Genomic DNA, 24,460 nt, shown 5'->3' on the forward strand with positions numbered 1-24,460 from the left:
CGCGTTTTCACAAAGTTTTGCAAAAGCAGACAAAATTGCAGACAGGCGCTTGCAACAGAAAAATGAATAGGTTATAACATTATAACAAGGTGGCAGGAGAACCAATACAAAGAAATGAGATCCTAGTGGCATATAAACAGAAAGAATACAGGGAAAAGATGAAAAGGGACGGAAGCGGGATGGAGAAGAAAAAATATATCCTTCTGGATGTTGGCGGAACGGAAATCAAAGGAAGTGTGTCGGACAGAAATGGAGTAAGAACAAAAATCCGGAAATTTCCAGCACAGGCGCAGAAGAGCACAGAGAAGATTCTGGACAATTTTGCAAAGATCTGCCGGGAACTGATGAGAGAAGCAGACGGAAGTGTTGTCGGAGTTGGGATGGCGATTCCGGGTCCGTTTGATTATGAAAATGGAATCAGCCGGATGCAGGGACTGAATAAGTACGATGCCATTTACGGGATTCCACTGGAAAGAGAAATCAAGGCGCGCGTGCCGGAACTTGGATCAGCACGATTTTTGTTTTTACATGACATTGAAGCATTTGCACTGGGAGAAAGCTGGTACGGAAACTGTCGTGATGCGGATAAAATTCTGTGCGTCTGCATCGGAACCGGCGCCGGGTCGGCTTTTGTAGAAAACGGGAAAACGGTGAAAACAGGAAAAGGTGTGCCGGAAAATGGATGGATTTATCAACAGCCGTTTGGAGATTCCATTTTGGACGATTATCTTTCTGTGCGCGGTCTGGAGCAGATTAGCCTGGCTGTGACAGGAAAAGTGTGGAGTGGAAAAGAATTGTATGGTCTGGTAAAAGCGGGAAACATGGAGGCAGAAGAAGTCTGGAGAAGATTTGGAGCAGATGTGGCGGCTGGCCTTCTTCCTGTGCTGGAGAAATATCAGCCGGATCTGCTGCTTCTGGGCGGACAGATTGCAAAAAGTTTTTCCTGGTTTGGAAAAGAACTGGAAAGAGAGTGCGAGAAAAGAAAGATTCGGATTCAGATAGAAACGGAAACATCCGGCCGTGCCATGGAAGGCCTGTTGTCACAGTTTCCTGAAAAAACACAATAGAGCAAAAATATTTTCAGAAACAAAAATATAATGCTATGGAGAGAAAAGAAGAAGGAGAAACTGCAAAAATGGATAGAAATCCGGGAGCACCGCCGCTATATGCGCAGCTGGAACAGATTCTGAAACAGCAGATCGAATGCGGTACGTACAAAAAAGGAGATTTTCTGCCAACAGAAAAAGAGCTGATGGAAAAGTACGAGCTTTCGCGTGTGACAGTACGCCAGGCGATGGCGAATCTGGTACAGAGCGGTTACGCACGTGCACGGCGTGGCATCGGAACAGATGTTGTCTACGAGAAAGTCGAAGAGCAGATGGAAGGTGTCATCAGTTTCACGGAAGAAATGAAAAAGCATCATATCGAAATGCAGACAACATACTGCAAGATGGAACTGATAAGTCCCGGGGAAACGGTAGCAAGAAGTCTGCAGATTCCATTGACGGAGCCATGTTATTGCCTGAAACGTGTGAGGAATGCTGTGGGAAAACCCATGGTCTATACCATTACGTATCTGAAAAAAATCTGCGAACTGCCAACAGAGCCGGAGCCATACATGGAATCGCTGTATCAGTATCTGCGGGAGGAACATGGAATCTATATTGAATCCGGCCGGGATACGCTTGAGGCGGCACTTCCATCGGAAGAGGTGCAGAAAGCACTGAAAATTGATGCGCAGATGCCTATTTTTATCCGGACACGGCAGACATTCCGGAAGGGCGGCGAGGTTTTTGAATATTCGATCTGCTATTATCCGGGAAATCGTTATAAGTACACGGTGGAACTGTAAACATATGACATGTAAAAAAACGAAACCGGACAGAAGTGCGAAATCCGCCAGATGCGAAAGCGTTGAAACAAAGATGATAGGTCTGATCGGCGCAGGAAACACCCCAATGGATGGAAGAAAAATTAAGAAAAGGAAAAGAATCCAAATGAATTTAAAAAAGAAATATGGAAACTACGAATTACATCCGCAAATGAAAATCACAGGATATGAAAATGAAATCTGGGATGAAAAAAAGGAGATCATTGAAGAATTAAAACGGGCGGTTCAGGAAAAACAGAAAGAAAAGAAAACCTGTATTCTTTCCTTTGATCTGTACCCGGGTGTACGAAAAGAAGAAATAATGGAACTGGCCAATGCGCTGCAGCCAGACCGGATTTTTGATATCGAAGACTGTGCCAAAGACGAAGAAACGCTGTTAAGAGAATTTAAAGATTACATCACCGATGACCGTGTTTTCGGCATTATGTGTCATAAAACCATAGACACCTGGTTTGAGAGCGAAAAGCTGGAAACCATGAAAAAAGCAATTGAGACAGAACGTGCGGAAGAAAAAGATACAAACGGTGGTCTGATCGTGATCGTTGGTACAGCGGCAGAGCTTCTGACCGAGGCAGATCTACTTGTTTACTGCGATCTGACCCGCTGGGAAGTTCAGCTCCGCTATCGGAGCGGCATGCCAAACTGGCACAGTACCAATTATAATGATCCGATCCTGACGAAATATAAACGGGGATTTTTCATTGAATGGCGTCTGGCGGACCGCTATAAAAAAGAGCGGTATGAAAAATTCACGTATCTTCTGGATACGGAGAAAGAAAATGCACCGGTTCTTACAACGGGAAATGCCTTCCGAGGCGCACTGCAGCAGCTTGCCAGAAAGCCATTTCGTATGGAGCCGTATTTCGACCCTGGCGTATGGGGCGGTCAGTGGATGAAGGAAAACTTTGGTCTGGATGCATCGAAGGAAAATTTCGCGTGGAGCTTTGACGGAGTTCCGGAGGAAAACAGCCTGAATCTGGAAATCGGCGGAAAAGTCTTAAAAGTACCGGCACAGGATCTTGTCTTCTATGCGCCGCATGAACTGCTGGGTGAAAGAGTCCACGGCCGGTTCGGCGCAGAATTCCCGATCCGTTTTGACCTGCTGGATACGATGGGCGGTCAGAACCTTTCCCTGCAGGTACATCCGCTGACCGAATATATCTATGAAAAATTCGGCATGCCATATACGCAGGATGAGAGCTACTATCTTCTGGATGCCGATGAAGACGAGGAAACGTATGTATACCTCGGTCTCAAAGAAGGCGTGGATAAAAAAGAGATGGGGCGGGAACTTCGTGCAGCAGAAAAAGGAGAAGAACTTTTCCCAGCTGAAAAATATGTCAACAAAATTCCGGTCAAAAAACACGATCATGTGCTGATCCCGGCAGGAACGGTGCACTGTTCCGGCAAGAATACAATGGTACTGGAAATCAGCGCGACACCGTATATTTTTACCTTTAAGCTCTGGGACTGGGGCCGCCTTGGCATGGATGGACTGCCGCGTCCGATCCATCTCGACCACGGTATGAAAAATATCCAGTGGAACCGCGATACCAAATGGGTGTACGACAATATCGTCGGCCAGCAGAAAACGCTGGAAAAAACAGAAAACTGTGAAGTAGAGCGCACCGGACTGCACAGCCGCGAGTTTATCGACACAATCCGCTATACACTTTCCGGGCCGCACACCATCTCGATGGATGACACGGTTCATGTGATGAATCTTGTGGAGGGACGAAGTGCCCGCATCGAGAGCATGGATGGCAGCTTTGCACCGTTCACGGTACATTACGCAGAAACCGCCATCGTTCCTGCAGCGGTCGGAACATACCGGATTGTACCGGAAGAGGGCGAAATGATTAAAATGCTGGTGGCATCTGTGGGGTAAAGAGAGATAAAAATTTTGAGCAACATAGAACAGGAAAAGGAGAAATTATCATGACACACAAAATCAGAGAAGTCTACATCGTACATCATTCCCACACTGACGTGGGATACACCGATCTGCAGGAGCAGGTGATCTACAATCAGGCAAACAACATCCGCCGGGCAGTCGAACTGATTGAAAATGGAATCAAAAACAACACAACCCAGAAAGATCTGAAATGGAACTGTGAGACATGGTACTGCGTGGAGCAGTTCTTCAAAATGGCAACGGAGGAAGAAAAAGAAAAGTTTTTCGATCTGGTAAAAAAAGGAAACATCGGTCTGTCTGCCAATTATCTGAACTTTAATGATCTTGCCGACTGCAAATATCTGAAAGAAAAAATCCATACGATGCAGGAAATCTGCGGCGAAAAAGGAATCCAGATCAAAACAGCCATGATTGCAGATATTAATGGTATCTCCATGGGACAGCGCGATGCCCTGATCGAAAACGGAGTAGAATTTTTGTATACCAATATCCATACCCATCACGGCATGTATCCGCTGTATCAGAACCAGAAACCGTATTTCTGGGAAAATGAGAACGGACAGCGTCTGCTGGTATGGAATGGTGAGCATTATAACCTGGGAAATGCCCTCGGCATTGTTCTGAACAAAAATGTTAATTTTATGACGGAAAACTACTTCGGCAAAAAGAATGGTGATGTGACAGGACTTCTGGAAAATCTGCACACGAATCTGGCTGCGAGCATAAAGGAATATGAAGAAAACGGTTATCCGTACGATTTCTATATCACCAGTGTTTCCGGCGTTTTTTCGGATAATGCGCCGATCAACCCGGCCATTGCAGATACGGTTGCGCTGTTTAATGAAAAATATGGCGAAGAAGTCACCATGCATATGGTGACGCTTCAGGAATTGTATGACAAAATCCGGGATAAAGTGCAGGATGCACCAGTGTATCGGGGTGCCATCAATGACTGGTGGGGCAATGGCGTTGGAAGTACACCATATGCGGTAAAACATTACAAAGAAGCCGTACGACTGAACCATATCTGCGACCGACTGGAAGAAAAAACAGGGGTACATAACAAAGAACTGATTCAGGCATATGGCGATAATTCTCTTTTATATGCAGAGCACACCTGGGGTCATTCTGCTACGGTAACCAATCCGTATGATACCATGGTAACAAATCTGGATATGCGAAAAAACAGCTATGCTTCCAAGGCACATGAGGCCGCGGCAATGCGTAAAAATGAGCAGTGCCATAAACTGGGTGATATCCTGCGGTATTACAATCTGTCCGGCAAAGTGAAAGCTGTTTCCACAAGCCATCAAAAGAGAGTATTTCCGGTAGAATTTTACGTAGAAACTTTAAGTCTTTCTGCAGTTAAAGTAACCGATGACAAAACAAAACAGGAGATGGAGGTGCAGCTGTCTGCTCATCCGCGCGGAGTCCTGATAAGTTTTCTGGCAGAATTTGAGCCAATGGAAGAGAAAACGTTCACGTACGAAGAGCAGCCGGCTCCGTCCCAGACCCTGTTCACCAGAACTGCCTGGGTAGGCGCAGAGCGGGTGCGCGATATTGTGAACACGTACGATCCGGAAAGTTACAAACTGCCTTACGGTCTGGAAAACGATTTCTTTCAGATCAAATGGAAAGTCGGAGAGGGTATTACCTCCTTTTACAATAAAAAAGCAGAGGTTGAAATGTGCAAATCCGGTCTGGAAACGTTCTTCACGCCGGTTTATGAACGCACCGAAATACGGAAGGGGGTTTATGCGGAACGCAGTCTGATCGGAAGAAATATCCGCGGACTTCACGCAGAGCAGTATCAGGGTGACCTTACGGATGTGAAAATTCTGGATCACGGACCGGTGTTTACCAAAGTAGAACTGATCTTTACCCTAGAGGGAACGTATCACAGCAGTGTTGTGATCAAAATGTACCGTCATCTTCCGAAAATTGAGTTTTCTTACCGGGTAGCAAAAACATTAAGCGAGGATATCGAAAGCCTGTACCTTCCGTTATCGTTAAATCTTCCGAATGCGGAAGTGATGATCCAGAACGGAGGTGTTACCATGCGCCCTGGTATTGATCAGCTTCCTGGCACCAATATGGAATACTATATTGCGGATGAAGGGCTCGTTTACCGGACAAAAGATCAGACGATTCTGGTTAATACTTTTGACACACCGTTACTTTACATGGGGGAGATGGAATCCCACCCAATCCTTCTGTGCGATAACAAAGAGGAGAATAATAAACGGCCGGTTTACAGCTGGATTATGAATAACACATGGGAAACAAACTTCAAGATGGACCTGTCCGGATTCAGTGAGTTCCGTTATGGAGTGGAGATTGTGGAGCAGGAAACCGCAGAGAAAGATATGGAAAGCCTGTCGGATAATGACAAGGGTGTGGTTACTTTTATTTGCGGATAACTAAAAATATGGAAAAGAAAAAATATATTGTTCTGCTGCTGCAGATTGCAGCAGTCGCTGCAGCCGGGGTGATTGGCGGGGACACGCTGTTTGCCCTGGTAACAGCCCTGATCGGCATTACGTTTAATTTTATGGTGTCCATGAATTTTGCACCGGGATTCCTGATTGGCTTTGTCTATGCGATCTGCAATGGCATTCTGGCATGGCAGACGAAGATATATGCAACTTTTGTATTTATGATTTTTATGCAGGCTCCGATGGCTCTTTACAGCTTTTGGAAATGGAGAGGGAAGAAGAAACAGACGGAAACCATTATGCGGAAGATGAACCGCAGGGAGCTGAGCTTTACGGTTCTTGGAGCGATGATACTGTTTGGAATTATAGCGGCTGTCCTCTCAAAAGTAAATGGAACACTGGATATCAATGTTTTCTTTGATACATTCTTTTTTGTCTGCAGTGCGATTGCCTGTATCGGACTGGCGGCCTGTTATAAAAATGCCTATATTGTTAATCTGGGTTCCGGGATTGGCGGAACAATTTTATGGGTGTTCAAAGCAGTAACAATGGGAACAGGGATATCTGTAGCCGTCTTTTTTCTGGCGGTGGCAATCAATGCGGCTATGGCGATCCGGCAGCAGTACGGAAGATAATAGAAAAGTGAAAGGCAGCGAAAGGGCGACAACAAGACGAAAAAGTCAGACTTTCCGCTGCTTTTTCGTTAAAAATGAAAACAGGCGAAAAAGTACTGCGTTAATATTAAGATGTTATGTGACTTAACACAAGAACACAGATTTTCTGTCTAAAAAATCAAAAGAAACAGAAGAATACTCCTCGATCTATACAAATTAGGACTGGAAAATAAGAATTTTAATATACAAAATAACGAAAAGGCTATTGACAATCTTTCTAAAAGATGTTAACATCTAAACACAAGTTAAGAAACAAATAGAGGGGCTGTTGGTAACATGGCAGAGAGAAAATCAGTATCCATGCAGGACCTGGCAGATAAGCTGGGCATCAGTAAAGTAACAGTTTCCAAGGCGCTGAACGGAAAAGACGGCGTGGGAGAAGAACTGAAAGAAAAGATTTTTGCGCTTGCGAGAGAATCCGGTTATGTCCTTCCGGACTACGGAAAACGGAAGAGCAAAAAAGTCGGTATCATCATGAGTCCGCGGTTCAGCTCCGGAGACGAAGGAAAATTTTATATGGCAATGTACGAGCGGATCATCTACGAGCTGCAGAGAGCATCCTGTTCGAGTATCATGATTTCTCCGACAACAGCAACACTCCCGTCGGACATGAACACGATACAGACCAGAGGGCTGTTCGACGGCCTGATCTTTCTTGGTATTCTCGATAAGGGTGTCCGGGAGCAGATTGCACAGATTGATCTCCCGAAAGTGTATGTGGACATCTACGATCGAACCCACAAATCCGATTCCGTCATCACCGAGAATATTTACAGCTCCTATGAGCTGACCAATTACCTGATCCAGCAGGGCCACACAGACATCGGATTTGTCGGAACCGTAGGAAGTACAACCAGTATTTCCGACCGATATCTCGGATATCTGCGGAGAATGCTGGAGGAGGGAATTTCCCCGAAAAATGAGTGGAGAATCCCGGACCGAAGCGAGGAAGGCATTGCCATTCCGCTTTTGCTACCGGAGAAGCTGCCCACCGCATTTGTCTGTAACTGCGATGCCACCGCATTCAAATTAGTGCAGGCATTAAAAGAGCGTGGAATCTGCGTACCGGAGGATGTTTCCGTGACCGGTTTTGATGATTCCATTTATGCACAACTGTGCAGTCCGTCGCTCACCACGGTTGCGGTTGACACCGACGCGATTGCACGTCTTGCGGCAAAACGTATGATCAAACATATGAATGAACCGCAGAAAAAGAGCGGCGAGGTATACCGCATTCCCGGAAAGATTATTTACCGGGATTCCGTTTGTAAGATAAACGGATCAAGTGATAAGCCCGAGCAATCGGGAGAAGGAGGAAAAAATCTTGAGTAAACCAAGCAAAAAGAAAAAAGGACGCTGGACCAAGAATGACACGGAGCTGACCGTCATGGCGCTGCCGACCACCATCTGGTATATTCTGTTCTGCTTCCTGCCTATGTTCGGTCTGATCATTGCGTTCAAGAATTACAAAATCACCGGCGGAAAGAGTTTCATTTATAACCTGCTCCACAGTGACTGGGCCGGCTTCAAAAACTTTTCGTTCCTGATCAGATCCAACGACCTGTTCGTCATCCTGAGAAACACAATCCTGTATAACCTTGCATTTATCGTTCTTGGTATGGTATTTTCCGTAGGACTGGCTATCATGATCAGCCTGCTGCACAACAAAAGAGCGTCGAAGGTATATCAGACGATGATGTTCTTCCCATATTTCATGTCATGGGTTGTAGCTTCCTACTTCCTGGATGCATTCCTGAACCAGGACAACGGTCTGATCAACAGTATAATGAGAAATGCAGGCAAGGAACCGATTCAGTGGTACATGAGTGCCGGTGTATGGCCATTTATCCTGATCTTCATGTATCTGTGGAAATCTACCGGATACAACATGGTTATCTACCTGTCCAGCATTTCCGGTATTGATACCACACTGTACGAGGCAGCCGTTATGGACGGCGCCAATAAGAGACAGCAGGTATGGCACATTACCCTGCCTTGCTTAAAGAGTGTCATCATCATGATGTTCATCCTGAATGTCGGAAAGGTCTTCTACTCCGACTTCGGACTGTTCTTCCAGCTTTCTCAGGGAGCAAGCGGTTCGATCTTCAAAACGACAGCAACTATCGACACATATGTATACAACGCACTGCAGTCTTCCACTCCGATCGGAATGACTTCTGCGGCAACATTCTTCCAGTCTGTTGCATGCTGCATCACCATCCTTCTTGCCAATGCCATTGTGAAGAAGATTGATGAAGACAGCGCGATTATTTAAGGAGGTACAAAAATGGCAAAAAAGAAAAAAGATCTTGATCTGGCTTCCTCTTCACATTTAAATCAGATCCAGGGATCTACAAATGCAATTTTCAATGTTATTTTTGTGATCCTTGCCCTGGCCTGCATTATCCCGGTGGTATTCATCTTCATGATCTCGATTTCTTCCGAGCATTCGATCAAGATGAATGGCTACCAGTTTATCCCGAGTGCATACTCGCTGGATTCCTACAAATTCCTTCTTCGGGAAGGACAGATGATTGTGACTGCACTTGGCGTTTCCGTTGCGGTAACGGTTATCGGTACGGTAATCGGAGTTGCCCTTACGATGCTGATGGGTTACGTTCTTTCCAGAAGCACCTACAAACTGAACGGATTCTTCACCATGGTCGTTTTTATTCCAATGATCTTCAATGGTGGTATGATTTCTTCTTATGTAGTTAACACACAGTTCCTCAACCTGAAAAACAGTATCTGGGCGCTGATCCTTCCGCTTTGTGTTTCTTCGTTCAACGTTGTTATCTGTAAAACGTTCTTCAAGACCAACATTCCGGAATCCATCATTGAGTCGGCACAGATCGACGGAGCAACCCAGTTCCAGATTTTCGGAAAGATCGCCCTGCCGCTGTCGAAACCGCTGATGGCAACGATCGCCCTGTTCCTCACCTTCGGTTACTGGAACGACTGGTTCCAGTCTTCCCTGTACATCAGCGATACCAAGCTGTATTCCCTGCAGGCTCTGCTGGATCACGTACAGAGAAATATTGAGGTGATGGCAAACAACCCGTCTCTTGGCGTTACCACGGCACAGTACATGAACTCGATGCCAAAAGAGGGCGCCCGTATGGCGATGGCAATCATCATCATCATCCCGATCGCATGCTGCTATCCGTTCTTCCAGAAATACTTCATTTCCGGTCTGACGGTCGGTGCGGTAAAAGGCTGATCGACCATTTACCTTTATGGATCTCATACTGAAGCAAAAGGCTTCGGTTAAGGATAATTTCAACATTCTATATTTTATATCAGGAGGATGCTACAATGAAAAAGAAACAGTTTTTAGCTCTTGCACTTTCTGCTGTTATGGCCGGTGGCATGCTGGCAGGCTGCGGAAGCAGCAACGGAAGCAGCAGCTCTTCAAAGAGTGATGCAAAAGATGAAGTTGTTACACTGAAATGGATTCAGGTTGGTAACGGAATGCCGAAGGATTATGATGAGTGGCTTGCACAGATCAACCCATATCTGGAGGAGAAAATCGGCGTTAATGTAGACATGGAAATCGTTCCGTGGGGTGACTGGGATAACAGAAGAAGCGTTATCACAAACTCCGGCGAGTATTTCGATATCCTGTTCACCGACCAGAACCGTTACTCTTCTGAGGTGAACACCGGCGCACTGATGGACATTACAGATCTGCTCAAAGACAACGCTTCCGAGCTGTATGACATGATTCCGGAAGATTACTGGAAAGCAGTAGAAGTAAATGGAAAAATCTACGGCGTACCGACCTACAAAGACAGCTCCCTTTCCGAGTACTTTGTATGGGATCAGGATATTGCAGACAAATATAACATTGATGTAAATTCTGTAACAGATTTCAATACTCTGTACGATGCTCTGAAGACAGTAAAAGAGGGCGAAGGCGGATCTCCGTACTTCATGTCCAAAAATGGTGCAAACTTCCTGCTGAACCTGAACTACGATGATTTAAGCTCCGGACTTCCGGCAATCGGCGTTAAATACGGCGATGACAGCAAGACCGTTGTCAATCCGCTGGATGACGAAGAAATCCTTTCCAACCTGGATATCGTTCGTAAAATGTATCAGGAGGGCATCATCAACGGAGACGCTCCGACAGCAGATGATTCCAGCAAATACGCAATGTTCTTTGTTGCACAGGGATGGAGCGGCGCTGCAAAAACAACATGGGGTCCGAACAATGGTATCGCCAATTGTTCAGCAGTACAGTATGGCAACACAGTCGTTTCCAACACAACTGTACGTGGTTCCATCAATGGTATTTACTCCGGATGCAAGCACCCGGACAAAGCACTTCAGCTTCTGAACCTGGTAAATACGGATTCCAAAGTACGTGACTGGTTCTACTATGGAGCAGAAGGAAAAGACTTCGAGTACACCGATGACAATAAGGTACACCGCCTGACCACTGACTGGGGTATGGCCGGATATACCCAGGGTACTTTCTTCAACGTAACTCAGACAGACGATGTTGACTTCAACCAGTGGGATGAAGTAGAAGAGCTGAACGAGAAAGCAACTCCGTCTGAGATGCTTGGATTCAACCTGGATACCTCCAACATCGAAACAGAGCTTGCAAACTGCCGTGCCGTATATGAGAAATACTATTCTGAGTTATTCACCGGCGCACAGGATCCGAGAGAGCTTGTAAAAACAATCGATGCAGAGCTTGAGACCGCAGGCTGGGAGACCATCCGCGAAGAAGCTCAGAAACAGATTGACGCACAGAAATAAGTCTGATACATTAATTTTATAAGAACTACAACAGGGCATTTTCGATTGCGGAGATGCCCTGTTGTAGAATAACGGGAAATGAGAAAAATTGAGCGAAAGGATGAAAAAAGAATGAAAGAGACCTTACCAAAGTCCATTCAGGAGCTGATTTTAAGCCTGAGAGAAAAACTGAAAGACGAGCCGGAAATCGTTGATATGTTTGAACGATGCTACTCCAATACCCTCGACACAACCGTAAAGAAAATGGAGGACGGCAGCACCTACGTCATCACCGGAGATATCCCGGCCATGTGGCTGCGTGACTCGGTAGCACAGCTGCGCCCGTACCTTGTTCCGGCGCAGAACGACCCGGAGCTGGCTGACCTGATCGCAGGCCTGATCCGCCGCCAGTTTATGTGCATCAACATTGATCCATACGCAAACGCATTCAACGAAGGACCGAACGGCAACTGCTGGGAGAAGGACGAGACCGATATGGGACCGTGGATCTGGGAGAGAAAGTATGAGATCGATTCTCTCTGCTATCCGCTGCAGTTCTCCTATCTGTTCTGGAAGAACACCGGAAGAACGGATCAGTTTGACGAGGTTTTCTGGGAAGGTGTTGACAAAATCCTGACTGTATTTGAGACTGAAATGAACCACGAGGAGAAATCCCCGTACAGCTTCATCCGTAAAAACTGCTCCTACACCGATACGCTTTCCCGCGATGGAAAAGGTGCGCAGGTAAAATCCGGCATCGGCCTGATCTGGTCCGGCTTCCGTCCAAGCGATGATTCCTGCCGTTACGGTTATCTGATTCCGTCCAACATGTTTGCGGTTGTCGTTCTGAATTATCTGAAGGAGATCGCAGATTTCGTCGGCGGAAAAGAGGAGATTGCGAAGAAAGCAGAAGAGATGGCAAAGACCGTAAAACAGGCCATTGAGACTTACGGTACCACCCATATCTGGGGACTTGGCGATGTTTATGCTTACGAGGTAGACGGCTTTGGCCAGTATAATCTGATGGACGATGCCAATGTACCGAGTCTTCTGGCTATGAGCTATCTCGGCTACGAGCCGGAAAGCCAGGAAGTGGCTGACAACACAAGAAAGCTGATCTTAAGCGAGGCAAACCCGTTCTATTATGCAGGAACGAAGCTTTCCGGTATCGGAAGCCCGCACACACCGGTCCGCTACGTATGGCACATCTCCAAAGCCATCGAGGGACTGACCGCACCGACAAAAGAGGAGAAACATCAGATGATCCACGAACTGATGGCAACCGACGGCGGTACAGGACTGATGCACGAGGGTGTTTTCGTAGATGATCCGACCGTTTACACCAGAGAGTGGTTCTCCTGGGCAAACGCAATGTTCTGTGAGCTGGTGATGCAGTATTGCGGATATGAGATTAAGAAATAAAGATGAAAAAATAAAGATGAAAAACACGAAAAGAGGAGGCTGTGCTCAGTGCACGGCCTCCTCTTTTACCTACACCACAGAAAACTGTCTGCGACAGCCTTCACTGAAAGGAGAGACAGCAGTGGGGAGAATACTGCTGTCCCAGGGGAATATGGGATTTTCATCCCGCTTCTTTTCTCTGCCCACGGGGTATTATACACAGTTTTTTGCGATATGTAAAAGATATAATTGATATGAAAGATATAATAAATTGGCATGATGAAGAAATGTAAAAGAATCTGAGCATCAGAAAATCTTAGGAAATCTATAGGGATTTCTTTGGAAAAGAAGAAGCGGAATCCTAAGAATGTTTTGGTAGAATCCTCTTATCAAGTGAAGATGAGAGAGGAAAGAACATGACCTGGAAAAACGAGAAAAAATCAAAAGCATTACTTGTGGTATTCGGCATTTACCTGGCGCTACTTGTCTGGTGCATTTTATTCAAATTCGCTCTGCGCCCGGAAGAAATTCCGCACCTGCGGGGGATTAATCTGATTCCGTATGCGGCGTCGGTTGTGGTGAACGGGAAAGTGCAGATTAGTGAAATTATCGAAAATATGCTGGTCTTTCTGCCGTTCGGCCTCTGCATCTCAGCCTTCTATCCGGACAGCGAAATCCAGAACCGCATTCTCCTTGCATCGGGACTGAGCCTGTTTTTTGAGGTGACGCAGTATATTTTTGCGATCGGCGCGAGTGATATTACGGATGTGATCGATAATACGCTTGGCGCGGTGATCGGAATTCTATTGTATCTGGGGATGAAAAAAATCTGGAAAGAGAAGACGGGAAAGATCATTACCATTCTGGGAGCGGTGCTGGAAGTGCTGTTTCTGGCGTTATTGTTTTTTACGTTTGCGGCGAATAGGATGTTTTAAGATTGGAATTCAGGAAAGGATAGTGTATAATCGAGAAAAGGACAAATTCCGAAAGCAGGTGTGATGGATGGAAAAAGTAATCAGTATAGGAAAACAGAATTTTGCATCCTTAAGGGAAAACCATTATTTCTTTGTGGATAAATCTCACTTCATCAAGGACTGGTGGGAAAACGGGGATGAAATCACCTTGATCACCCGCCCCCGCCGCTTTGGCAAGACACTGAATATGAGCATGCTGGACTGCTTTTTCTCTAATAAATATGCCGTCCGGGGCGATCTGTTTGAAGGACTTGGCGTTTGGGAAGAAGGAAAATATCGGGAACTTCAGGGAACATATCCGGTGATCTTTTTGAGTTTTGCAGCCGTGAAAGCAGATCAGCTTTCGGAAGCGAAAATCCAGATCAAACAGCAGATTGCGAGAGTATATGAAGAAAACCGGTATCTTCTGGATGGGGATCTGCTGAGCGGAAATGAGAAGAAAGCATACAACGAGGTCAATCTGCATATGGGCGATGCGGAGGCCGCAGCGGCACTCAATAATATGAGTATGTATCTGGCGCGGTATTACGGCAGAAGAGTGATTATTCTGTTGGATGAGTACGACACGCCGATGCAGGAAGCGTATGTCCATGGCTACTGGGCGGAATTTACAACGTTTGTGCGGAGTCTGTTTAATGCGACGTTTAAAACGAATCCTTATCTGGAACGTGCGATGATGACCGGAATCACGAGGGTTTCGAAAGAAAGTATTTTTTCTGACTTAAATAATCTGCGTGTGGTGACGACGACATCGGATCTGTATGCGGACTGTTTTGGATTTACCGAAAAGGAAGTTTTTGCATCTCTGGACGAGTTCGGAATGGGAGACAAAAAGGACGTTGTGAAGCAGTGGTATGATGGATTTATCTTTGGCGGACACCGCGATATCTACAATCCATGGTCGATTACCAATTATTTAAAAGAAAAGAAACTGCGCCCGTACTGGGCAGATACGAGTTCGAACGGTCTGGCAGGAAAGCTGATCCGCACCGCCTCGCCGGAAATCAAAGAGTATATGGAAGATCTACTGAACGGACAGGCAGTCACGGTGAACTTTGATGAGCAGATGGTGTTTGAACAGCTGGATTACAATGAAAATGCAATCTGGAGTCTGCTTCTCGCGAGCGGTTATCTGAAAGCGGAAGAGGTGGAGTATCGCGGAATTACTTTGAAGCCGTGGTATCAGCTCCGTATCACCAATCTGGAAACGGTGAGCATGTTTGATGATATGTTCCGCGGATGGTTTGAAGCATCGGAAGCTGGGTACAGCAGCTTTGTGAAAGCACTGATGCAGGGCGATCTGGAAGCGATGAATTATTATATGAATAAAGTGTCACTTGCAACCTTCAGCCATTTTGACGTTGGCGGAGAGAACAGTGAAAGTCTGGAGCCGGAACGATTCTATCATGGCTTCGTCCTGGGACTGATGGCAGAGCGTGCGGAGTGTTATCAGATCCGGTCGAATCGGGAAAGTGGATTTGGACGGTATGATGTGATGATGATTCCGAAGAATAGAGAAAAAGATCCGGCGATTATTATTGAATTTAAAGTCTGCAGCCGGGTAAAAAAGGAGACACTGGAAGATGCGGTGCAGGAGGCTTTAAAACAGATCGTGGATAAAAAATACGACGCAGAACTGGTGGCCCTTGGCGTGCCGCAGGAAAGGATCCGGCATTATGGGTTTGCATTTGCGGGGAAGAATGTATTGATTGGAGCAGAATGAGAGAAACGGGTGATGAAGGTCATCCGTTTCTTTTGGCGTAAAATGGTATTCCTATTGACTCACTATGATATAGATAGTATGATAAATTTAATTTTTAAAATTTATTTTTACGTGAGGATATTTTATCTATGAAACGATTTTCTTCCACTACCTTAAAAACTGCTTTCGTAAAATCCATCCCGATTTTCTGCAGCTACGTTTTCGTCAGCATGGCCTACGGCATGATGATGGCATCCGCCGGCTTTCCCTGGTATGATTCACTGTTGGTAAGTCTGACGGTCTATACGGGCGCGTTCCAGTTCGTTCTGATTACGTTTCTTTCTAGCGGCGCTTCCCTCATCACCATTGCGCTCACTGCACTTCTGATGAACAGCCGCCAGAGTTTTTACAGCATTACCTTCCTGAAGGAATTCAAACAGATGGGGCGCCGCAAGCTGTACATGATTCACACGATGACCGATGAGACATACGCCGTAAACTGTACCTTAGATCTTCCGAAAAAAGAAAAAGAGGACACCATGTTCCTCGTCGCTCTGTTCAGCCGCTGCTATTGGATAGTTGGTTCGGTTCTTGGCGGCATTTTAGGCCAGATCGTTCCATTTGACCTGACGGGCCTTGATTTCTGTATGACAGCCCTGTTTCTCATTATCTTCATTGACCAATGGGAAAAAGCAGAGAAGCACACGCTGTCGCTGTCTCCGCTCTGATCACCTTCGGACTCCGTGCACTCCCGTTTCTTGCATTTTCCGGCAGCCGTAAAATGCCCGCATCACTCGAACGACTCGGCCAGGCACTGCCGTCTGCCATCATGGCGGTACTGATCATTTACTGTATGAAAGATATTCCCACCGGCGGTATCTCTGCCGCAGTACCGAAACTGCTCGCAGCAGCGGTCGTTTTTATCACCTACAAATGGAAACACCAGACCCTCGTCTCCATCCTTCTTGGAACCATTTCGTATATGATGCTTCTGCGTCTCTTTTAAAAAGAAACGGTGCAGTTCTGAATTCATGGCAGAAATTCAGAACTGCACCGTTTTTCTATTCTCTATATGCATTAGAAGGATTGGCAATTATTCGATGACTTCGTACTCTCCGTCGCCCGTCTTTTTGAATAACGGAAGCTTCTGCAGAAATACAATATCTTTTCGATCAGCAGCATCGCCCTCAGCAAGGATCGCTGCTTTTTTTACAACCTCTGCACTGGCATTCGCCATCAGGCATTCCAGTGCGTGCAGGGACTCGCCGGTGGAAATGACATCATCCAGCAGGCAGACACGTTTGCCGCGGATTTTATCTGCGTCTTTTCCATCCAGATAAAGATGCTGCTCACCCGCTGTTGTAATCGAATGAACGGATGCGGAAACCACATCTTTCATGTAGGATTTTGTGCTTTTTCGTGCAACGATAAATTCTTTATGGCCCAGCTCTTTGCTTACTTCATACGCTAGGGCAATACCTTTCGCTTCTGCGGTGACAATGGCATCGACTTCTCCGATTTTTGCGACCAGCTCCGGCGCACATGCACTTACCAGCTCGGTGTCACCAAGGACAACAAAGCTTGCAAACGCCATCTCCTCACTGATCGGGATAAATGGAAGTGTTCTTTTCACTCCGCAGAGCTCCATGCTGTATTCTTTCATACGATTTTCCTCTTATGTTACTGAATTTATAATCCAAGCAGTTTTGCAGCAACACCGGCCAGCATTCCGAGGAACGGGTTTGTTACTGCAGTGACAACCATTGTGGTTCCGCCGACGGCTGCATTGACAGCGAAGGCAGACGGCGCATCCAGTACAACGGTTTTGAAGATACCGAGTACAAACAGGAAACCTGCGATCGAAGAAGACGGAACAAATTTTCCGATTTTCGGAAGCAGTTTCAGAAGCAGAATTACACCGATCACAACCATCATGATGACACCAGCCCATACAGCGTGCGGTGCATTGGCAGTTGCGGAAATGATTGCCTCAACCGGGGCTCCTCCGAAAAAGGAAGAAAACATATCGGCCAGGGAAGAAATCACGGTCAGGTTATCGACGTTGTAATTTCCACCGGTTGCCATTCCTGCGGTAATTCCGCCGAAGGAAATGTTGGAACCAATGTTCAGGCAGACCATACCGAGTGCGCCGAGAATTACGTTGGCATTGATTGTAAATTTCTGGCGGACAAATTTATCATCCTCTACGACAATGCTGGATTTCTCTTTGTTGAAAAATGCATTGGCAATGCAGGATGCTACAACGGAAATGACGATGGTATAAACCAGGGTATTGGCACTGGCTTTGGTAAAGTAATAGGTGATCAGTGCTGCGGCCAGGGAAACACCGCCGGAAATGGCATCACTCTTGATCATATCGATCGCGGCCTTTACCAGAATGATACCGACACCGGCCATCATTCCATAGGCAACATCCTCACCTACAAAGTTTACGATTTTTGTCAGCAGTCCAAACACTCCGATCAGAGCCATAATCACACCGCCGATAAAAATCATCGTACAGCGTTCCGAACGGTCTTTTCCAGCCGTTCCGGCGTAAGTGATCGTCTCCGCCTGGAAGGAAATTGGTGCGACACTCTGCGTAATCGTATTGCCCACCGCACCAACAAAGAATGCCAGCGCCGTCGGAACCGATGCAAATCCAAACGTCAGAGCAAGAAGACCCTGCGGCAGACCATTCAGCACAACGCCGATGATTGCCAGAAGATCTGTTAAAATGGCTTTCATACTAAATACTCCTCCTCACTATGAAATATGTCGTTTTGAAGCAAAGAAAAGTGTAGCACCAAAACCGGTCAAAGTAAACCAGATCAGTCATGAAAGGTTTTTGTCAGTGATAATAAGTCAATCTTATATACAAAATATTATTATTTCTGTGTGCTAATAAATCAAGAGGATTTTTAAATGTCTGCATAACCAATAATCAATAGTTACAAAACTGGGTGCCATTATTTGGAATTGTGCATATAGAAGCGAAGAAAAAGATTTGCTATACTAAATCTGTATGAGGGTTTTTATCACAGTTATAAGAAATGGAAAGGGGATTTTTACTTATGGCAATTACAGAGACAAAAACAAAATATGGACAGATTCATGGTGTGCAAAAAGACGGCTACACGGTATTCCGCGGCGTTCCGTACGCAAAGCCGCCGGTAGGCGAAAAACGATTCTGCCCGCCGGAAGAGCCGGCGTGCTGGGAGGGCGTTTATAAGGCGGATCATTTCGGATGCGTCTGCCCGCAGACCGAGCATGAGCCGGACTCCTTCTATGGAAAAGAGTTTTATCTCGACCCGGAATTCGGCATGAAGCAGAGTGAGGACTGTCTGTACTTAAATATCTGGACACCGGCAAATACAGTGGATGAAAAACTGCCGGTTGCTTTCTGGATTCACGGCGGCGCGTTTATGCACGGCTTCAGCCACGAATCCGAATTTGATGGATCTGCTTACTGCGAACGCGGCGTGATTCTCGTTACGATCAATTACCGTCTCGGTGCTTTCGGATTTCTGGCACATCCGTGGCTGTCCGAGGAGAGCGGTGTCGGAAGAAGCGGAAACTACGCGATTCTCGACCAGATCGCAGCACTGAAATGGGTAAAAGAAAATATCGCAGCATTCGGCGGCGACCCGGAAAATATCACCGTATTCGGCCAGTCCGCGGGATGCATGAGCGTACAGACACTCGTCAGTTCTCCGCTGACTGAAAACTGGATCAGCAAAGCCATTTTCCAGAGCGCCGGCGGCTACGACACCGGACTGAACCGCGATATGCCGCTTTCCGAGGCAGAAACCATCGGCCAGGAATTTATAGAGCTTAGCGGAGCAAAATCGCTGGAAGAACTGCGTGCGATTCCGGCTGAGAAAATTGTGGAGCTGCAGGAGGAGTTTGGCCGCGTAAATCCATCGAGAATGCTGAGCTTCGTACCGAACATCGACAATCATCTGCTGACCTGCGGCTATAACGATGCCGTAACCGAAGGAAAAATCAAGGACATCCCATATATGCTCGGATCAACCGCAGACGACATCGGCGTGTTCCCGGAGATGAAAGAAAAAGGCGAGCACGGCGGCATCTATAAGGGATGCATCAACTGGAGCATTGCGCTGGAAAAACTCGGAAGAAAACCGGCTTACGTTTACTACTTCACCCGTGCCCTGTTAGGTGACGACGCCGGAGCGTTCCATTCCTCCGAACTCTGGTACATGTTCGGAACCCTGGGCCGAAGCTGGCGCCCGAAAACCGAAGGCGACTATGCCCTCAGCAAAGAAATGATGGACGACTGGACCAATTTCATGAAAACCGGAAACCCGAACGCAGAGGGAAAAGACGACTGGAAACCATGCACAAAGGACGACCCGTATGTGCAGGTGCTGGATGTGAGAAAATAAGCAGAAGGAAATAAAAATGGCAATCGAATATAAAAGACTTACCCAAAAGGAACTGGATTTTTTCATTCAGATGAGAATCCATCAGCTTCGCGAAGAGGGGGCAAAAGAAGAAATTGATTTAGCACCTGCGTTAAAAGATTACTATGAACGTCATATGGCGGATGGTACTTTTGTATCTTGGATTGCTGTTGACGGAGAGAGCATCATCGCAACAAGTGGAATGTCATTTGTAGAAAAACCTCCATACTTTGGATGCCCGAGCGGCAGAATTGGATTACTGTCCAGTATGTTTACAGATCCGGCGTATCGAAGAAGAGGTATTGCAAAAGAATTGCTGTCCCGTGTGATAGAAGATGCAAAAGAATATGGATGCGGAACAATACAGATTACGGCATCGGATATGGGCGTTAAGTTGTATACAGATTTTGGATTTGTGCACAATGGGAATTTTATGCAGTATAAATTGTAATGCCCCTCAGAAAGAGGAAAAATTAGAATAAAGAAAGAGCAGCATTTTACCGGCGTGTGAAAGGTAAAAATGCTGCTCTTTTTGCGTGGCAGAATCAGTCGTCCAGATCGTTGCGCTCGCGGAAGATCTGATAAATGGTGTCGATCAGTTCATCGTCATCGAGGCCTTCGAACTCGGCTTCGTTGACATCGAGATTCTCGGAAATGATGCGCAGAATGTGTACCGGTTCGTCATCGCCGCCGTCGGCCGGATAGAGAACGGCGTACTCATCCTCCTTGTATTCTACGATATCCAGAAGCTCAAAACGGACAGAATTTCCGTCCTGATCGGTAAGGACAATAAGATTGGAATCCATAATTGCAATATACTCCTTTATGTGTTATTTTTGCCGCTCAAAAACATGCAAATATAAATTTATTGCAACTGTTCAGAGTCAGCCTCCAAAATGCTACGCATTTCGTCGGTGTGGCGTATCCGTCAAATAAAATTTCAAAAACAGTTTTAAAAATGCAAGCATTTTATACCTGTTTTTTGAAATTTTATTTGGCTCTGAACAGTTACAATTTATTATACTATGAGCAGTTGGGTTTGAAAAGAAAAAAGTGTCTGGTGCGATACGCTTGATATTTTGCGCTGATACGGTATAATGACAACAGAGTAAAAACGGACGGCTGTGGCCGTGCCAGGAAAAATGGGGGAAAGGAAGAACTTATGAATTATCAGGTATTAGATGTCAAAGTAAAGGATACAGAAGAAATCGGAAAATTATACACGTATTTTCTGGACAATTCACAGGAAATTGATCCGAACCGTGTGCGTCCGGTCATCGTGATCTGCCCGGGCGGCGGATATGGAATGGTCTCCGACCGCGAAGCAGAGCCGATTGCGATGAGGTTTTTAGGAGCAGGTTATCATGCCGTTATTCTGCGCTACAGCGTTGCACCGGCAGCTCATTACCCGACCGCACTTCGCCAGCTTGCCTGGACTGTTGCGTATCTGCGGGAGCATGCGGCAGAATATCACATTGATCCGAACAAAGTAGTAGTAGCCGGATTTTCCGCAGGTGGCCATCTGGCGGCATCGTACGGTGTATTCTGGAAAAAGAAAACATTTCTTGCAGAAGAGCTTGAAGTAGACGCGAAGCAGCTTCGCCCGAACGGACTGTTGTTATCCTATCCGGTAATCACATCCGGTCCGAAGGCACACCGCGATTCCTTTAAAAATCTGCTGGGCGATCAGTATGATAACCTTGTAGATGAAATGTCTCTGGAAAATCAGGTCACTCTCGATACACCGAAAACGTTTCTGTGGCATACCGCGCCGGACGACTGTGTGCCGGTAGAAAACTCCATTCTGTTCTTTACAGCACTGCATGCACTGGAGATTCCGGTAGAAATGCATATTTATCCGGTCGGCGGCCATGGCCTTGGGCTTGCAAACGAAGAGACACAGAGCTATGAGTATCAAAATGCCGTGCGCGAAGAGTGCCAGAGCTGGATTTCTCTTGCGATTGACTGGATGCGGCATTTATAAAAAACGGAATTTTAAAGGCTGCCGGAATGAGAAAAAAATCCGGCATGAGATCAACAGGATGACAGCAGGCGAAAGGATAATATAGCATGAAGGTATTGATTGTAGTAGATATGCAGAATGATTTTATTGACGGAAGTCTTGGCACAAAAGAAGCGGTTGAAATTGTGAACCGTGTTGCAGAGGTGATGGATTCGTTTGACGGAGCCGTCATCTGCACCAGAGATACACATTTTGCAGACTATCTGAACACTTCCGAGGGCAGAAAACTTCCGGTAGAGCATTGTATCGAAGGAACGAAGGGTCATGCACTGCAGGATACAATTCAGAAAATGGCGGAGAAAAAACAGGCCGTGGTGACGAATAAAATCACCTTCGGTGCAAAAAATCTGCCGGAGGAGATCGAAAAACTGGCAGGCGGCGTGCCGGAATCCATTGAACTCGTGGGACTCTGCACCGACATCTGCGTGATTTCCAATGCCATGCTGCTGAAAGCATTTTATCCGGAAGTGCCGATTTCGGTCGATGCATCCGCGTGCGCGGGCGTAACGCCGCAGAGTCATAAAAATGCATTGGAAGCTATGAAAATGTGCCAGATTGACATTGTAAACGAATAGACGGAAAAGAGGAAAAATTATGAGCACAACAAGATTATTTGATCAGGATGCGTACCTGGGTGAATTTGAGGCAACCGTAGAACGGAGCGTCTGCGAGGGCGGCATGTACCGCGTGCTGCTGGATCAGACCGCATTTTTCCCGGAGGGCGGCGGCCAGCCGGCAGATGAGGGAACACTGGATGGAATTTTTGTAACGGATGTACAGGAAATCGACGGCGAAATCTGGCATACCGTGGAAGCACCGCTCGAGCCGGGCAAAACGGTAGTTGGAAAACTTGACTTTGAAAAACGTTTTTCCAATATGCAGAATCACTGCGGAGAGCATATCGTGTCAGGTATCGTGCATCGGATTTACGGTTTCAACAACGTTGGATTCCATATGGGAAGTGATGTCATTACCGTTGATTTTGACGGCGTTCTGACCGAGGAGCAGCTCTACGATGTGGAGCAGGAGGCAAACGAAGCCGTGCTTCGAAATGTTCCGGTTACGATCAGTTATCCGTCAAAGGAAGAGCTGGAAACCATGGATTACCGGAGCAAAAAAGAGATCGAGGGCCAGGTGCGGATTGTGACGATCGAAGGCTGCGACAGATGTGCGTGCTGCGGAACCCACGTTGCAAAAACAGGGGAAATCCGTCTGATCAAAATCTTAAGTGCCCAGAAATACAAAGGCGGCGTCCGCGTGACCATGCTTTCCGGTGAAAAAGCGTATGCGGATTACTGCTTAAAACACATCAATACCCTCGGCATTGCACGTTTACTTTCTGTAAAACCGGAAGAAGCTGGGGATGCTGTCGTACGGCTGAAACAGAAAAATATTGAGATGAAAAAAGAAATCAAACAGCTCAAAAAAGAACTGTATGCACTGCAGGGAGCACCGGAGAGAAAATAATGGCAAAAGAAAAAGAAATCAAAACAAATGCAATGCGGATTCTGGACCGCCAGAAAATCAAATACGAAGTTCTTCAATATGAATGCGATGAATTTATCGACGGGCTTCACACAGCAGAGAAAACCGGCGCGCCGGTCGAGCAGTCGTTTAAAACGCTTGTGGCACAGGGAAAAAGCAAGCAGTATTATGTGCTGGTGCTTCCGATCGCAGAGGAAGTGGATCTGAAAAAAGCGGCGAAAGCGGTGGGGGAGAAATCCATCGAGATGATCCATGTCAAAGATATCACTGCAGTCAGCGGATACGTCCGCGGCGGATGCAGCCCGATCGGAATGAAAAAACAGTATCCGACCGTGATTCAGGAATGTGCGGCACAATTTGATAAAGTTTACGTGAGCGGGGGAAGAATCGGAACCACGCTGTGCATGGCGCCGGAGGATCTGAAGAAGGTCAGCAGAGCGGAGTATGCGGATTTTATTCAGTAAAAACAGAAAAAACTGTATGGAAGCAGACCAGAACGAAGAAAAAAGTTCTGGTCTGTTTCTTTTTGCTGTGATGCGGCTGGAAAATTTCTTTCAAAAAAGGATCATAAAATAATAGCCAAAAAGCAGCGGCGAAATTGCGATACGATTCTACGAATCCGCGAAAAACGGAAAACCTTTCACACGATTTTTCTTTTTGGTGTGAGAAATTTTCATCCCGTTTTTGGAGGCAATTCACAAACCGGAAAAAATTGCCGAAAACCGCTGGACAAATCGAAAAGAGGCAACTATAATGACCTCACAATCAAGTTGACCCAAACGAAACG

The 24,460-nt window shown here is 46.3% G+C and carries 23 protein-coding genes; 20 read left to right on the plus strand and 3 right to left on the minus strand.

Going from position 1 to position 24,460, the window contains the following annotated elements:
* The first annotated feature begins 179 nt into the window (after positions 1–179).
* The 14 genes from DXD92_RS14905 (at position 180) to DXD92_RS14970 (ending at position 16,744) form a co-directional block, all read left to right on the plus strand.
* A complete protein-coding gene (locus DXD92_RS14905; RefSeq protein WP_117761927.1) occupies positions 180–1,067 on the plus strand; it encodes an ROK family protein in 888 nt (295 codons plus the stop codon).
* 68 nt (positions 1,068–1,135) lie between these two features.
* A complete protein-coding gene (locus DXD92_RS14910; protein WP_117761900.1) occupies positions 1,136–1,852 on the plus strand; it encodes a GntR family transcriptional regulator in 717 nt (238 codons plus the stop codon).
* Between the two features lie 145 nt (positions 1,853–1,997).
* The gene (locus DXD92_RS14915; RefSeq protein WP_117802496.1) at positions 1,998–3,779 is read left to right on the plus strand and encodes a class I mannose-6-phosphate isomerase; all 1,782 of its coding nucleotides are present in this window, start codon (positions 1,998–2,000) and stop codon (positions 3,777–3,779) included.
* 50 nt (positions 3,780–3,829) lie between these two features.
* A complete protein-coding gene (locus DXD92_RS14920; protein ID WP_117761901.1) occupies positions 3,830–6,226 on the plus strand; it encodes a hypothetical protein in 2,397 nt (798 codons plus the stop codon).
* An 8-nt stretch (positions 6,227–6,234) separates the two neighbouring features.
* Positions 6,235–6,876 (plus strand): nicotinamide riboside transporter PnuC, encoded by a 642-nt coding sequence (pnuC, locus tag DXD92_RS14925; RefSeq protein WP_117761902.1) that lies wholly within the window; start codon positions 6,235–6,237, stop codon positions 6,874–6,876.
* A gap of 315 nt (positions 6,877–7,191) precedes the next feature.
* Positions 7,192–8,247, plus strand: coding sequence for a LacI family DNA-binding transcriptional regulator (locus DXD92_RS14930; protein ID WP_117761903.1), 1,056 nt, complete (start codon positions 7,192–7,194; stop codon positions 8,245–8,247).
* 55 nt (positions 8,248–8,302) lie between these two features.
* Complete coding sequence (locus DXD92_RS14935) at positions 8,303–9,190, plus strand: ABC transporter permease (protein ID WP_055265684.1); 888 nt, start codon at positions 8,303–8,305, stop codon at positions 9,188–9,190.
* A 12-nt stretch (positions 9,191–9,202) separates the two neighbouring features.
* Positions 9,203–10,135: a carbohydrate ABC transporter permease gene (locus DXD92_RS14940; RefSeq protein ID WP_117509975.1), complete on the plus strand. Its 933-nt coding sequence runs from the start codon at positions 9,203–9,205 to the stop codon at positions 10,133–10,135.
* A 95-nt stretch (positions 10,136–10,230) separates the two neighbouring features.
* Positions 10,231–11,682, plus strand: a complete 1,452-nt coding sequence (locus tag DXD92_RS14945; protein WP_117509974.1) for an ABC transporter substrate-binding protein — start codon at positions 10,231–10,233, stop codon at positions 11,680–11,682.
* A 111-nt stretch (positions 11,683–11,793) separates the two neighbouring features.
* On the plus strand, positions 11,794–13,083 hold the full coding sequence (locus DXD92_RS14950) for a glycoside hydrolase family 125 protein (RefSeq protein ID WP_055219311.1): 1,290 nt from the start codon (positions 11,794–11,796) through the stop codon (positions 13,081–13,083).
* Positions 13,084–13,478: 395 nt separating this feature from the next.
* Positions 13,479–13,997, plus strand: coding sequence for a VanZ family protein (locus DXD92_RS14955; RefSeq protein ID WP_055226594.1), 519 nt, complete (start codon positions 13,479–13,481; stop codon positions 13,995–13,997).
* 67 nt (positions 13,998–14,064) lie between these two features.
* Entirely contained in the window at positions 14,065–15,759 is a 1,695-nt protein-coding gene (locus DXD92_RS14960; protein WP_117509972.1) for an AAA family ATPase, read from the plus strand.
* Positions 15,760–15,887: 128 nt separating this feature from the next.
* Complete coding sequence (locus tag DXD92_RS14965) at positions 15,888–16,466, plus strand: AzlC family ABC transporter permease (protein WP_117509971.1); 579 nt, start codon at positions 15,888–15,890, stop codon at positions 16,464–16,466.
* Positions 16,421–16,744: a branched-chain amino acid transporter permease gene (locus DXD92_RS14970; RefSeq protein WP_117509970.1), complete on the plus strand. Its 324-nt coding sequence runs from the start codon at positions 16,421–16,423 to the stop codon at positions 16,742–16,744. The genes DXD92_RS14965 and DXD92_RS14970 overlap by 46 nt, the downstream gene beginning before the upstream one ends.
* A gap of 87 nt (positions 16,745–16,831) precedes the next feature.
* On the opposite strand, the gene DXD92_RS14975 is transcribed toward DXD92_RS14970, so the two are convergent.
* Together DXD92_RS14975 and DXD92_RS14980 are read right to left on the minus strand one after the other, a co-directional pair.
* Entirely contained in the window at positions 16,832–17,401 is a 570-nt protein-coding gene (locus tag DXD92_RS14975) for a phosphoribosyltransferase family protein (RefSeq protein WP_117813466.1), read from the minus strand.
* A gap of 26 nt (positions 17,402–17,427) precedes the next feature.
* On the minus strand, positions 17,428–18,486 hold the full coding sequence (locus DXD92_RS14980) for a benzoate/H(+) symporter BenE family transporter (protein WP_117761904.1): 1,059 nt from the start codon (positions 18,484–18,486) through the stop codon (positions 17,428–17,430).
* Positions 18,487–18,812: 326 nt separating this feature from the next.
* On the opposite strand from DXD92_RS14980, the gene DXD92_RS14985 reads away from it, so the two are divergent.
* Together DXD92_RS14985 and DXD92_RS14990 are read left to right on the plus strand one after the other, a co-directional pair.
* Positions 18,813–20,147: a carboxylesterase/lipase family protein gene (locus DXD92_RS14985; protein WP_117761905.1), complete on the plus strand. Its 1,335-nt coding sequence runs from the start codon at positions 18,813–18,815 to the stop codon at positions 20,145–20,147.
* 16 nt (positions 20,148–20,163) lie between these two features.
* On the plus strand, positions 20,164–20,616 hold the full coding sequence (locus DXD92_RS14990; protein WP_117761906.1) for a GNAT family N-acetyltransferase: 453 nt from the start codon (positions 20,164–20,166) through the stop codon (positions 20,614–20,616).
* 94 nt (positions 20,617–20,710) lie between these two features.
* Here the strand turns inward: DXD92_RS14990 and DXD92_RS14995 are convergent, their stop codons facing one another.
* Complete coding sequence (locus DXD92_RS14995; RefSeq protein ID WP_022461956.1) at positions 20,711–20,971, minus strand: DUF1292 domain-containing protein; 261 nt, start codon at positions 20,969–20,971, stop codon at positions 20,711–20,713.
* A 356-nt stretch (positions 20,972–21,327) separates the two neighbouring features.
* On the opposite strand from DXD92_RS14995, the gene DXD92_RS15000 reads away from it, so the two are divergent.
* From DXD92_RS15000 to ybaK, 4 genes are all read left to right on the plus strand, one after another.
* Positions 21,328–22,149, plus strand: coding sequence for an alpha/beta hydrolase (locus tag DXD92_RS15000; RefSeq protein ID WP_118640911.1), 822 nt, complete (start codon positions 21,328–21,330; stop codon positions 22,147–22,149).
* Between the two features lie 86 nt (positions 22,150–22,235).
* Positions 22,236–22,763, plus strand: coding sequence for a cysteine hydrolase family protein (locus DXD92_RS15005; protein WP_118640913.1), 528 nt, complete (start codon positions 22,236–22,238; stop codon positions 22,761–22,763).
* A gap of 19 nt (positions 22,764–22,782) precedes the next feature.
* Complete coding sequence (locus DXD92_RS15010; RefSeq protein WP_118640915.1) at positions 22,783–23,655, plus strand: alanyl-tRNA editing protein; 873 nt, start codon at positions 22,783–22,785, stop codon at positions 23,653–23,655.
* On the plus strand, positions 23,655–24,137 hold the full coding sequence (ybaK, locus tag DXD92_RS15015; protein ID WP_055219087.1) for a Cys-tRNA(Pro) deacylase: 483 nt from the start codon (positions 23,655–23,657) through the stop codon (positions 24,135–24,137). The genes DXD92_RS15010 and ybaK overlap by 1 nt, the downstream gene beginning before the upstream one ends.
* Positions 24,138–24,460: the final 323 nt, after the last annotated feature.

This window comes from Blautia sp. TM10-2, from assembly GCF_003480845.1.
Lineage (GTDB): Bacteria > Bacillota > Clostridia > Lachnospirales > Lachnospiraceae > Fusicatenibacter > Fusicatenibacter saccharivorans.